The organism is Paraburkholderia terricola, assembly GCF_900142195.1.
Taxonomy (GTDB): domain Bacteria; phylum Pseudomonadota; class Gammaproteobacteria; order Burkholderiales; family Burkholderiaceae; genus Paraburkholderia; species Paraburkholderia terricola.
In genome coordinates, this window is sequence record NZ_FRAB01000014.1 from 131,531 (window position 1) to 143,605 (window position 12,075).

The window sequence follows — 12,075 nt, forward strand, 5'->3', positions numbered from 1 at the left end:
TCGGCCGGCCTGTCCGCCAAACTGCGGAGCGGCCGGTAAATGCCCGCCACGGAAGGCGACGGGCTACAGAGACTTGCGCAGGTTGACTGCCGGAATCTTGAGCGCTTCGCGGTACTTCGCAACGGTACGCCGTGCGACCACGAAGCCCTGTTCCGCCAGCAGTTCGGCTATGCGGCTGTCTGAGAGAGGCGATTTCGAGTTTTCCGCTCCTATCAGTTGTTTGATGAGCGCGCGAATGGCCGTGGAAGAAGCCGCGCCGCCCGTGTCTGTCGAAACGTGTGATCCAAAGAAGTACTTAAATTCAAGCGTCCCGAATGGGGTCAGCATGTATTTACCGGTTGTCACACGCGAGACAGTTGACTCGTGTAGACCCAGCGTATCAGCAATTTCCCGCAAAACCAAGGGGCGCATGGCAATTTCGCCGTGCACAAAAAAGCTCTTTTGACGCTCGACAATGGCTTGCGCGACCCGGAGGATCGTTTCGAAACGTTGCTGGATATTTTTGATCAGCCAGCGCGCTTCCTGCAGTTGCTGGCGCAACGATCCGCTGCCGGGATCGCCGCGGTTATTGCGCAAAATATTCGCGTACAGGTGGTTGATGCGCAGCTTCGGCACCACTTCCGGATTCAGTTCGGCCTGCCACCCCTGAGCCGTCTTGCGCACCATGATGTCCGGCACCACGTAGTCCGCTTCGGCCTTGCCGTAGGCGGCGCCGGGGAACGGTTCGAGCGAGCGGATCAGCAGGTGGGCATCGCGCAGGTCGTCGTCGCTTGCCTTCAGATGTTTGCGCAGACGCGTGAAATCACGGGCCGCGAGCAGTTCCAGATGATGCGCGACGATCTCGAGCGCGAGCGTGCGGGTAGGAGACGGTTCGAGCCGCAGCAATTGCAGCTTCAGACACTCCGACGCCGAACGCGCGCCAACTCCCGCCGGGTCGAAGCTATGCAGCAGCGCGAGGGCCGCGTTCAGTTCATCCAGGTCGACTTCGAGTTCTTCCGGCAGGTCGGCCAGCACTTCTTCGAGCGTGGCGGCGAGGTAGCCGTCGTCGTCGAGCGATTCGATCAGGAAGGTGATCAGCGCCCGGTCGCGTTGGCCCGCCTGAGTGACGCGCAATTGCGCCATCAGGTGGTCGCGCAGCGAGGTGCTCGATTCGTGGATCTGCAGCGGGGGCAAATCGTCGTCGTCGGACGCATTGCCGGAGCGGCCGTAGTCGTCCAGATTCCATTGCGACGCGTCGCCGTTGCTGTCGCTCGCGAGACCGTTGTATTCGTCGACGCCCTGCGGCTCGCCGTTCTCCGCGCGCTCGCTGCTGCTGGACGATGACGACGCATTGCCGCCCATCTGATCGGGCGGCGGTGAGGAGTTGGGCGACTGGGCAATCAGCGAGCCGTCGGCCGCCACGCGCAGGGGGCTCGCGATCCAGTCGTCCTCGTTTTCGAGGAGCGGATTCTGCGAGATCGCCATGGCGACTTCCTGCTGCAGTTCGAGCGTAGACAGCTGAAGCAGCCGGATGGACTGCTGCAGTTGCGGGGTCAGCGCAAGATGCTGCGATAGGCGGAGTTGGAGGCTGGCTTTCATGGCAATTTGAGATTCATTGTAGAGAGTTTGCCACGACCGCGATACCTTGCGACATTCGCAATTACGCGTGCACCGCGTTTTCGGCGGTGCTGGGCGCGAAACGGCCCAGATCAAAAGTGCTGCGGGGTGCGTGCAAAGGGACCGGCGGGTGGCGCGTTGGCACCGCCGGCAATCCCGTCGTCGCTTACATGCGGAAGTGCTCGCCCAGGTAGACGCGCCGCACGCTTTCGTTTTCGATGATTTCGCTCGGCGCACCGGCGGCCAGCACGCTGCCGTCGCTGATGATGTAGGCGTGGTCGCAGATGCCGAGCGTTTCGCGCACGTTGTGGTCGGTGATCAGCACGCCGATATTGCGCTGCTTCAGAAACTTGACGATTTTCTGGATTTCCAGCACCGCGATCGGATCGACGCCCGCGAACGGCTCGTCGAGCAGGATGAAGCTGGGGTTGGTGGCCAGCGCCCGTGCGATTTCGACCCGGCGACGCTCGCCGCCCGACAGGGACAGCGCCGGATTCTCGCGCAAATGAGCAATCTGCAACTCATCCAGCAAGGCTTCCGTGCGGTTCGTGATGGCCTCTTTCGTGAGCCGCTTGCCGTTGTCTTCGTGCTGCAACTCCAGCACGGCGCGAATATTTTCCTCGACGGTCAGCTTGCGGAACACCGAGGCTTCCTGCGGCAGATACGACAAGCCCAGCGACGCGCGCTTGTGGATCGGCAGCAAGCTGATCGACTTGCCGTCCAGGTCGATTTCACCCGCGTCGAGCGGCACGAGGCCGACGATCATATAGAACGATGTGGTCTTGCCCGCGCCATTCGGGCCGAGCAGGCCGACCACTTCGCCGCTTTTCACGTCGAGCGACACGTCTTTGACGACCGTGCGCGAGCCGTAACGCTTCTTCAGGCTGCGCACCACCAGCGAACTGCTGGTGCCGGCCGGCTTACGATTGGGGAGGGACGCGGAAGAGCTCACTGGTTCGGCGCTCCCTGGATCGTGGTGGACGGCGCGAGCGTGGCCGACGCGCCGTTCAGCGCAGCCGCGCCGCCGTTGCGCGGCGCCAGCATCGCGCGCACGCGGCCGCTCGGGTTGCCCGGGCCGGCGACGTCCTTGCCCGCCTTGGCGGTGTAGAAGTCTTTCTGGCCGTCATACGTGATGACGCTGCCGCGCACCTGGTCCATCACCGTCGAGAGGCCCTGCAGGCGCTTGACCGTGGCGTTGGTGGTGAGCGTGGTGAGATCCTGCTTGCCGTCGTAGTCGATGCGGATAGCCGTGCCTTCGATGTATTCGTCGAGCCCCTCGCGTTTCTGGCGGAAATACGACAGATTGCCGCCGCTCGAGGTGCCGGTGGCGTACTGATAGCCCTGCGGGTCTTGCGTCACTTCCACGCGATCGGCCTTGATCACGATGGTGCCTTTGGTGGCGACCACGTGGCCGGTGAAGACGTTGACCTGCTTGAGATCGTCGTAAGTCATGTTGTCCGCTTCGACGTTCAGCGGCTTGTCCTTGTCGGCGCGGTCGGCGTGCGCAAGCGGCGCGAAGCCGGCGAGCGGCAACGCGACGATGAGCGCGGCGAGTCCGGCGCGGCACGCGGACAGGGTACGCGAGCGGCCGGTGTCAAAACGGGGGAACGATTCGTTCATGCAGTCACGCCTGGAATGGATTTACCCGGGTTGCTTGGGCGAGTTGCCGCCGGCTTCGGACGCGGCGATCGCGCCTTTCACGTTGCCGAACAGCTTCATCACCCGGGTGACGTTGTTGTAGTTCATGCCGCTGGCCGTCATCACGGACATGCCGCGCTGAAGTTTAACCGGCTTTTCGGTCTCGATCACATCGTCGTTGACCAGCACCCTAAAATGCTGCGAATCCGCCTGCATCTGCGGATCGCCGTTGCCGGGCGCCCGCAGGATGCGTGCGTTGTCGTATAGATCGACGATCGACGCGTCGCCGTTCACCTTGCCGATGTCGCCGGTTGCGGTGACGATCGGCTTGCCGGGCTGGAACGCGCGCATGGCGGGTTTCACCAGGTCGCTCAGTTCGTCGTCTTCGTAATGGATCAGTGACTGGGCCGTCAGGCGGTATTGCGTGGAGCCGGACTGATCGAGTTCGGAAACCGAGAAGTTCTCGGCAAAGTAATCCGGCGTGTGTTCCTTGGGACGCACCACGCCTTCGTTCTGGCGCGGCAGCGTGGCTTGCAGCAGCCACCACGTAATGCCGGCGAGCGCGGCCATCGCGACGAGCGGAATCAGCGACGTCAGGCGAAACTGATTCATCCGACGAGACCCCGCTGTTCGCCGCTACAGGCCGCCGCGAGCAGTGCCTCGTATTTGTGCTGCGCGCGCAGCAGTGTGTCGCAGACTTCGCGCGCCGCGCCGTGACCGCCGCGCGCTTCGCTCACCCAATGAGCGCGCGCGATCACTTCAGGATGCGAATTGGCCGGCGCCGCCGCGAAGCCGACCCTGAGCATCACGCCCAGGTCGACCCAGTCGTCGCCCATGTAGCCGCATTCTTCCGGGCTCATGCCGGTTTGCTTCAACAGGTCCGCGAATGCCTGGGGTTTGTCTTGCACGCCCTGATAGACATGGGCGATGTTCATCTCTTTCGCGCGCGCCGCGACGATGCCCGACTGGCGCCCTGTGATGATCGCCGTTTCGATGCCGGCCTGGCGCAGCAGCTTCATGCCGTGGCCGTCCATCGAGTTGAACGCCTTCATCGTGTCGCCTTCCGCCGTGAACAGCAGACCGCCGTCGGTCAGCACGCCGTCGACGTCGAAAATCATCAGCTTCACGCGGCTCGCGCGTTCGGTAGCGGTAGGCGGGGCGACGGCCATCAGATCACCTTCTTCGAGAACAGATCGTGCATGTTGAGCGCGCCGATCAGCTTGTGTGCTTCGTCGACGACCAGCATCTGATTGATGCGGAAGCGTTCCATCAGTTCAACGGCTTCGACGGCGAGGTGGTCCGGGCCGATGGTGCGCGGCCCCGCGGTCATCACCGAGGAGATCGGCAGATTGCGGAAGTCGCCGTCACGTTCGAGCACGCGGCGCAAGTCGCCGTCGGTGAAGATGCCGGCCACGCGGTCGTCCTGATCGACGATCGCCGTCATGCCCATGCGCTTGGCGGTCAACTGGAACAGCGCGTCGCGCACGGTGGCCTCGGGCGTGACCTTCGGCACCTGGTCGCCGGTGCGCATCACGTCGCGCACATAGGTGAGCAGACGCCGGCCGAGCGCGCCGCCCGGATGCGAGCGGGCGAAATCGTCGCGGCCGAAACCGCGCGCGTCGAGCACCGCGACCGCGAGCGCGTCGCCGAGCGCGAGCGCTGCGGTCGTGCTGGCGGTGGGCGCGAGATTCATGGGACAAGCTTCTTTCGCCACGGCGGAATTCAGGTGCACGTCGGCCAGTTGCGCAAGACTCGACGACGGGCGTCCGGTCATCGCAATCAGCTTCGCGCCGAGCCGCTTGATGAGCGGCAGGATTGTCACGAGTTCCTCGGTTTCACCGGAGTTGGAGAGCGCGAGAAACACGTCGTCGGCGGTGACCATGCCGAGGTCGCCGTGGCTTGCTTCAGCGGGATGCACGAAGAAAGCGGGGGTGCCGGTGCTGGCGAGCGTGGCCGCGAGCTTGCGCGCCACGTGGCCGGATTTGCCGATGCCGGAAACCACCACGCGCCCACGGCAACCCAGGATGAAATCGACCGCCCCGACGAAGCCATCGTCGAGTTGATCGCGAAGCGCGCGCACCGCGTCCGCTTCGATGTCGAGCACGTCGCGAGCGAGCGCGAGTGCCCGGTCGCCATTGATTTTCGCTATCATTCGCGGAGTATAGCAAAGGCGCTTGTTCGCCGCGCCGGGCCTGCTGTGCAAAGCCGCTACCTTTGACGGCCCCTCAACCTTGTCGCACGGCGTGTCGCGTGCGCGGTTCCGCTGACGAACGAGGACGCTTCACCCATGCGCTTTTGCCGATGATTTCCCCGCTCGAAATGACGCTGTTCCTGCTGCTGGCTTCAGTCGCGGGCGTGGTGCTTTTTCGCTTTCTGAATCTTCCGCCGATGCTCGGCTATCTGACGGTCGGCATCGTCGTGGGGCCGCACGCGCTAGGTCTGATTCCCGACTCGGCGGGTGCGCAGAACCTCGCGGAATTCGGCGTCGTGTTCCTGATGTTTTCGATCGGGCTGGAGTTTTCGCTCGCGAAGCTGCGCTCGATGCGCCGGCTTGTCTTCGGTCTCGGTCTATTGCAGGTGCTCGGCACCATTGCCGTTGCGGTCACGCTCGGCTTCGTGCTCGAGCGCTGGGTGCATATCAGGTGGCAGGCGAGCGTGGCGCTGGGCGGCGCGCTGGCGATGTCGTCCACGGCGATCGTCAGCAAGATGCTCGCGGAGCGGCTCGAGATCGAAACAGAGCATGGCCGCAATATCTTCGGCGTGTTGCTGTTCCAGGATCTGGCCGTGGTGCCCCTATTGATCGTGATCGCGGCGCTGGGCGGCAATTCCGAGGATCTCATGAGCGCGCTCGGGCTCGCGGCGATCAAGATCGTCGTGGCGTTGGCGCTCCTGCTGATAGTCGGGCAGCGCTTCATGACGCGCTGGTTCAACGTGGTCGCGCGGCGCCGCTCGCAGGAACTGTTCATTCTCAATCTGTTGCTGGTGACGCTCGGCGCGGCGTTCATCACCGACAAGTTCGGCCTGTCGCTCGCGCTCGGCGCGTTCATCGCCGGCATGTTGATCGCCGAAACACCGTACCGGCATCAGGTGGAAGAGGACATCAAGCCGTTTCGCGATGTGCTGCTCGGTCTTTTCTTCGTCACCACCGGCATGCTGCTGAATCCGCGCGTGATCTGGGAGCATCCGTTCATCGTGCTCGGTTTCCTGGTCGGCCCGCTTCTGCTCAAGGCGGTGATGGTGATGGGGCTGTCGCGCCTGTTCGGCGCGTCGCCGGGCGTGGCGATGCGCACCGGCATCGGCCTCGCGCAAGCGGGCGAGTTCGGCTTCGTGCTGCTGAACCTGATCCTCGACAAGCATCTCGTCGACGCCACGCTGTTGCAGGCGATTCTCGCGGCGATGCTGCTCTCCATGCTGGCCGCGCCGTTCCTGATTCAGAATGCTGACCGTATCGTGCTGCGGCTGTCGTCGACTGAATGGATGATGCAGTCGTTGCAGATGACGCGCATCGCCACGCAGAGCCTGAAGCAAAGCGGCCACGTGATTATTTGCGGCTATGGCCGCGCCGGCCAGAATCTCGCGCGCATGCTGGAGCATGAAGGTTTGTCGTACGTCGCACTGGATCTCGACCCTGACCGCGTACAAGCCGCGGCGGCAGCCGGCGAATCGGTCGTGTTCGGCGATGCCGGGCGGCGCGAATCGCTGCTCGCCGCGGGTATCCATCGCGCGGCGGCGATCGCGATCACCTACGCCAACACGCCGTCGGCATTGCGCGTGCTGCACAACATCCACGAGATGGAACCGACGCTGCCCGTCATCGTTCGTACCGTCGACGACGCCGATCTGGAAAAGCTGCTGGCCGCGGGCGCGACCGAGGTGATTCCGGAAATCGTCGAGGGCAGCCTGATGCTGGCGTCGCACACGCTCGTCGTGATGGGCGTGCCGATGCGGCGCGTGGTGCGGCGGGTCGAGGAAATGCGCGACGAGCGCTATGCGTTGTTGCGCGGCTATTTCCACGGCGCCGACGACATGGACGACGACGACGGCCACGAACAGGTGCGGCTACAATCGGTTCCGGTCGACGAACACGCGGACGCGGTGGGCCGCACGCTCGCGGAATTGGGCCTGTTCGATCTGGGCGTCGAAGTGACGGCGATTCGCCGGCATGGCATTCGCGGCGTCGAGCCGGACCCGTCCACCAAGCTGCGCGCGAGCGATATCGTGGTCTTGCGCGGTCTGCCTGAACAGTTGGCGCAAGCCGAGGAGCTGCTGTCGAAGCACCGGCGCGCGGGCGCCGCCGCAGCCTGACTTGCCTTTCACCGGACCCGCGAGGTCCATCCGGAGACAACATGCCCAACGCGCTCGCGAGCGCGCCGCTCGATGCGGCCGACTACATCAAAAGCCACATTCGCACGGTGCCTGACTGGCCGCAGCCGGGCGTGCAGTTTCGCGACATCACGCCGCTTCTGCAGGAGCCGAAGTCGCTGCGCGTGCTGATCGACCTGTTCGTGCAGCGCTATATCGACGCGAAGCTCGACTACATTGCCGGGCTCGACGCGCGCGGTTTCATCATCGGGCCGATTCTCGCGTACGAGCTGAATCTCGGTTTCATCCCGATCCGCAAGCAGGGCAAGCTGCCGTATAAGCGCGTCTCGCAGTCGTACGCGCTCGAATACGGCGTGGCGACCGTCGAGATTCACGAGGACGCCTGCAAGGCGGGCGACCGCGTCGTGATCATCGACGATCTGATCGCCACCGGCGGCACGATGATGGCCGGCAAGATTCTGCTCGAGGGGCTCGGCGCGGTCGTGGTGGAAGGCGCGGCGATTATCGATCTACCGGAACTGGGCGGCTCGAAGCTACTGCGCGACGGCGGCCTGCCGCTCTACACGGTGACCGCATTCGACGGTCATTGACCGTTCGCCGCGAACCCTCTTTCGCGCACGCTGCACACAAGGAAGGTAACAACGATGCCCAACTTTCTGTTGTTTCTCGCCACGTCGGTCGCCATCACCATGGCGCCTGGTCCGGATAATCTGCAAGTGCTCGCCCGCGGCATCTCGCAGGGCCGCGCGGCGGGGCTGGTCGCGGCGCTCGGTTTCGCGGCCGGCATCACGTTTCACACCACGCTTGCAGCGCTCGGCGTCGCTGCGTTGCTGCGCTCCTCGCCGCTTGCCTTCGAGGCGATCAAGCTGGCGGGCGCCGCGTATCTGATCTGGATCGGCGTGAAGGCGCTGCGCAGCCAGGGCCTCGCCACCGCGCATGAGCGTGCGCCGCAACCGCTGATGGCCGTGTTTCGCCAGAGCGTGCTCGGCAATCTGCTGAATCCGAAGGTGACGCTGTTCTTCGTCGTGTTTCTGCCGCAGTTCGTGCAGCCGCACGGCACGCAAAGCGTCACTGTGCAGATGCTCGAACTCGGCGCGCTGTTCATGTTGCAGACCGTGGTGGTGTTTTCGCTGTTCGGCGTGTGCGCGGGGATCATCGGCGGCTGGTTGAAACGGCGGCCGCGCGTCGGCGTGTGGCTCGACCGCCTGGCCGGTGCGACGTTCATCGCGATCGGGATTCGCGTGGCTTTGCGCGATTGAGCGTCGCGGACACCGCTGAAAACAGTTGGAGCTTCACATGACCTTGCCTTGCATCACCGCCGCGCGCCGCTTCGACGTTCACGCACATCTGCCGTTCTGGATCGACGCGGAGCAGGTCGGCTGGATTCGCTCGACCGATGTGCCGCTGCTCGCGCGCTGGCCCGATGTGTTCGACATCGACAGCGCCCGCGTGACCCTGACGCCAATCTTCAACACGATCGATCTGCGCAGTGCGGCGCTCGGCTCCGTGATCGGCGCACTCGCCGCCGAAGGCCGCATTCCTGGCTGGCGCAACGAGACTTACGCGATCCGCAATGGGTTCGATGCGAAGCCGCTCGCGTATATCGAGCGGGCCGCGTCGCGCTTCTTCGGCACGATGACGTACGCGGTTCATCTGAACGGCGTCGTAGAATACGCGGATGGCGCGCCGCAACTGTGGATCGCGCGCCGCAGCGACACCAAGGCGACCGATCCGGGCATGCTCGACAATGTGGTGGCCGGCGGGATCGGCTGGGGCTTCGGCATCGAGGCGACGATCGTCAAGGAATGCTGGGAAGAAGCCGGCATCCCGGAAGAGATCGCCGTGCGCGCCGTGGCGGGCCGCACGGCTCATGTACTGCAATCGTTGCCGGAAGGCACGCAGGCCGAACAGATCTTTATCTACGACCTCGCGCTGCCGGCCGATTTCGCACCGCGCAACCAGGACGGCGAAGTGGGCGAACACCGGCTCGCGCGCATCGACGAAGTGGCGCGCTGGATCGAGGAAGGCGCAATGACGGTGGACGCGAGTCTCGCCACGCTGGATTGTCTGCTGCGCCGCGGTTGGATCGATGCAGACGCGTGTCCGGGCATCGACACGTTGTTCGCACCGCGACGTTCGCATAAGCGCCCGCGCGAGCGACCCGCGCGCTGAAGTACCACTGCACCGTTGGATCTGAATCGCGCTATCGGGCAGCACACACCGAACGAACCACGCATTGAAGAAGGGAGTCACCCAGGTCATGTCGACCGATCACAGCTTTATCCTCAAACTGTCGTGCGCCGACCGGCCCGGCATCGTCCACGCGGTTTCCGGCTTTCTGTTCGAGCGTGGCAGCAATATTCTCGACTCGGCGCAATTCGGCGACAGCCGCACCGGCGAATTCTTCATGCGCGTTCATTTTCAGCAGGTGGGCGGCGATCCGGGGCTGGAGGCGCTGCGCGCGTCGTTCGCCGCGCTCGCTGAACAGTTCGGCATGCGCTGGGAGTTGCACGATGCGTCGGTGAAGCCGCGTGTGGTGATCATGGTGTCGAAAATCGGCCATTGCCTGAACGACTTGCTGTTCCGCTATCGCACCGGTCAACTCGGCATCGAGATTCCAGCGATCATCTCGAATCACAAAGAGTTCTATCAACTCGCCGCCAGCTACGACATTCCGTTCCATCACTTCCCGCTGCTGGGCGGCACGCCCGAGGCGAAGGTCGCGCAGGAAGCGCGCGTGCTCGAAGTGATCGACGAGCACCAAGCCGATCTGGTCGTGCTCGCGCGCTATATGCAGATTCTGTCGCCGAAACTGTGCGAAGCGCTCGCGGGCCGCGCGATCAACATTCACCATTCGTTCCTGCCGAGCTTCAAGGGCGCGAAGCCGTATTACCAGGCATTCGACCGCGGCGTGAAGCTGATCGGCGCAACGGCCCACTACGTGACGACGGATCTCGACGAAGGTCCGATCATCGAGCAGGAAGTGGAGCGGGTCGATCACAGCATGACGCCGGAGCAACTGACGGCGATCGGCCGCGACGTCGAATGCGTGACGCTCGCACGTGCGGTGAAGTGGCACGTCGAGCATCGCGTCGTATTGAACGGCAGCAAGACGGTGGTGTTCCGCTAAAAGCAGCCGACGCGCTTGCGGTGGCGGGGGCCCGACTTTCCCCCAATGCTGCAAGCGTGTGCGCCGGAAGCGACCTTTCCCCGAGAACTACGCCACGGACCTGCCGCCGTCCCGCATGCGACTTGCGTTTTGCGCCGAACGGCGGCGCGCGTTCAGCTTCTTCAGCCAGATCAGCAGTCCCGTCGCGCTCAGCACGGCGACCGCGATGCCGACCGCGCTAATCAGAATCCGCCCGCCGATACCCAGAATGCGCCCCGAATGCAGCGGGTACTGCACCTGCATGAAGATGTCGCCGGCCGTGCCCTTGCCGGGAATCTGCGCGCCGAGCGGCTTGCCGGTGGCGGCGTCCCAATACATCCAGGGATTACCCAGGCCGATATCGCCGTGATCGTTGCCGGTCGCGTAGAAGCCCACGCCATAGGCGTGGAGGAACTCCGCGTAGTAGAGGCCGCCAGGCGGTGCGTTGAGATTACGCGCCTTGCCGGCTGCCTCGGCCAGTTGCACGATGCGCTCGCGGCTCAGCACTTGGTCCCCAGGCTGCGGGGCGCGCAGGATTTCCGGATTGTTGATCGGGTCCGGCGTCAGCGTCGAGAACAGCGACACGATTGGCCGCACGACAGGCGCCGCGAGATTCATCGACACCGACGTCAGCGCGACGATCACCAGCAAGCCCCAGATCCAGACGCCGCCGGAGCGATGCAAATCGAAGGTGAGCGCATAGCCGCCGCGTCCGAAGCGAAAGGCGAACGACTTGCGCCACGCCTTCAGACTAGGGAACGACAGCCATAGCGCGATCACGCTATCGAACAGCCACACGATCCCGACAATGCCCATCAGCCAGACGCCGATATCGACGCCGCCGGTAAACGGCAAGTGCAGCGTGTAATGCAGTTTGTAGATGAAGGGAATCAGATTGAGCCGCGCGAGCGATACCGCACCCCATTCGCGACGTCCCTGAATCTCGCCGGTGGCGGGATCGACCGCGATCTGGTTGAAGTCGAGTGTGTAAGGCTGTTTGGTCGCGGGATTGGTGCGCGGCAGCACCATCATCTGCAACGTGCGGCCGGGTTCGGCGGCAAGCGGCAGATACGTCACCTGGAGACGCGGATCGGCGGCTTCCACGCGACGTGCCAGTTCAAGTCCGGAGAGCGCGGGGCCAGCGGTACGGGCCTTGAAGAACGATGGGTTCAGCGCCGCATCGAGTTCATGATCCCACGCGATGATCGCGCCGGTGAGGCCCGCGACGAACAGAAACAGCGCCGTGGCGACACCGAACCAGCGGTGCAGACGGATGAGTTGCTGCCTCATACGCGAGCCGGAGGGGTAAAGCGGAAGTTCGGATGAGCTGTCACGGCACCGGTTCTGCGTAAATGGGAATTGTTCGCATC

Annotated in this window: 12 protein-coding genes; 5 read left to right on the top strand and 7 right to left on the bottom strand. The window is 64.1% G+C overall.

Annotated features, from left to right (window positions below):
• Window positions 1-63: 63 nt before the first annotated feature.
• From BUE39_RS14815 to kdsD, 6 genes are all read right to left on the bottom strand, one after another.
• Complete coding sequence (locus BUE39_RS14815) at window positions 64-1,578, bottom strand: RNA polymerase factor sigma-54 (RefSeq protein ID WP_073429417.1); 1,515 nt, start codon at window positions 1,576-1,578, stop codon at window positions 64-66.
• Window positions 1,579-1,762: 184 nt separating this feature from the next.
• Window positions 1,763-2,548 carry an LPS export ABC transporter ATP-binding protein gene (gene lptB, locus BUE39_RS14820; RefSeq protein ID WP_073429418.1) on the bottom strand — a complete coding sequence of 262 codons (786 nt, stop codon included), beginning with the start codon at window positions 2,546-2,548 and terminating at the stop codon, window positions 1,763-1,765.
• Window positions 2,545-3,216 (bottom strand): lipopolysaccharide transport periplasmic protein LptA, encoded by a 672-nt coding sequence (gene lptA / locus BUE39_RS14825; RefSeq protein WP_073429419.1) that lies wholly within the window; start codon window positions 3,214-3,216, stop codon window positions 2,545-2,547. The genes lptB and lptA overlap by 4 nt, the downstream gene beginning before the upstream one ends.
• Before the next feature lie 21 nt (window positions 3,217-3,237).
• A complete protein-coding gene (gene lptC, locus BUE39_RS14830) occupies window positions 3,238-3,846 on the bottom strand; it encodes an LPS export ABC transporter periplasmic protein LptC (protein ID WP_073429420.1) in 609 nt (202 codons plus the stop codon).
• Window positions 3,843-4,403 (bottom strand): KdsC family phosphatase, encoded by a 561-nt coding sequence (locus tag BUE39_RS14835; protein ID WP_073429421.1) that lies wholly within the window; start codon window positions 4,401-4,403, stop codon window positions 3,843-3,845. The genes lptC and BUE39_RS14835 overlap by 4 nt, the downstream gene beginning before the upstream one ends.
• A complete protein-coding gene (gene kdsD / locus BUE39_RS14840) occupies window positions 4,403-5,386 on the bottom strand; it encodes an arabinose 5-phosphate isomerase KdsD (protein ID WP_073429422.1) in 984 nt (327 codons plus the stop codon). The genes BUE39_RS14835 and kdsD overlap by 1 nt, the downstream gene beginning before the upstream one ends.
• A gap of 149 nt (window positions 5,387-5,535) precedes the next feature.
• Between kdsD and BUE39_RS14845 the strand changes: the two genes are divergently transcribed.
• The 5 genes from BUE39_RS14845 to purU all read left to right on the top strand — a co-directional run bounded on the left by BUE39_RS14845 (window position 5,536) and on the right by purU (window position 10,687).
• Window positions 5,536-7,539 (top strand): monovalent cation:proton antiporter family protein, encoded by a 2,004-nt coding sequence (locus BUE39_RS14845; protein WP_073429423.1) that lies wholly within the window; start codon window positions 5,536-5,538, stop codon window positions 7,537-7,539.
• A gap of 41 nt (window positions 7,540-7,580) precedes the next feature.
• Window positions 7,581-8,147, top strand: coding sequence for an adenine phosphoribosyltransferase (locus BUE39_RS14850; protein ID WP_073429424.1), 567 nt, complete (start codon window positions 7,581-7,583; stop codon window positions 8,145-8,147).
• 54 nt (window positions 8,148-8,201) lie between these two features.
• Entirely contained in the window at window positions 8,202-8,816 is a 615-nt protein-coding gene (locus tag BUE39_RS14855; protein ID WP_073429425.1) for a LysE family translocator, read from the top strand.
• Window positions 8,817-8,853: 37 nt separating this feature from the next.
• Window positions 8,854-9,729, top strand: a complete 876-nt coding sequence (locus tag BUE39_RS14860; RefSeq protein ID WP_073429426.1) for an NUDIX hydrolase — start codon at window positions 8,854-8,856, stop codon at window positions 9,727-9,729.
• Between the two features lie 88 nt (window positions 9,730-9,817).
• On the top strand, window positions 9,818-10,687 hold the full coding sequence (gene purU / locus BUE39_RS14865; protein WP_073429427.1) for a formyltetrahydrofolate deformylase: 870 nt from the start codon (window positions 9,818-9,820) through the stop codon (window positions 10,685-10,687).
• Between the two features lie 87 nt (window positions 10,688-10,774).
• Here purU and BUE39_RS14870 read toward each other — a convergent pair whose 3' ends face one another.
• Window positions 10,775-11,995 carry a PepSY-associated TM helix domain-containing protein gene (locus BUE39_RS14870; RefSeq protein WP_073429428.1) on the bottom strand — a complete coding sequence of 407 codons (1,221 nt, stop codon included), beginning with the start codon at window positions 11,993-11,995 and terminating at the stop codon, window positions 10,775-10,777.
• Window positions 11,996-12,075: the final 80 nt, after the last annotated feature.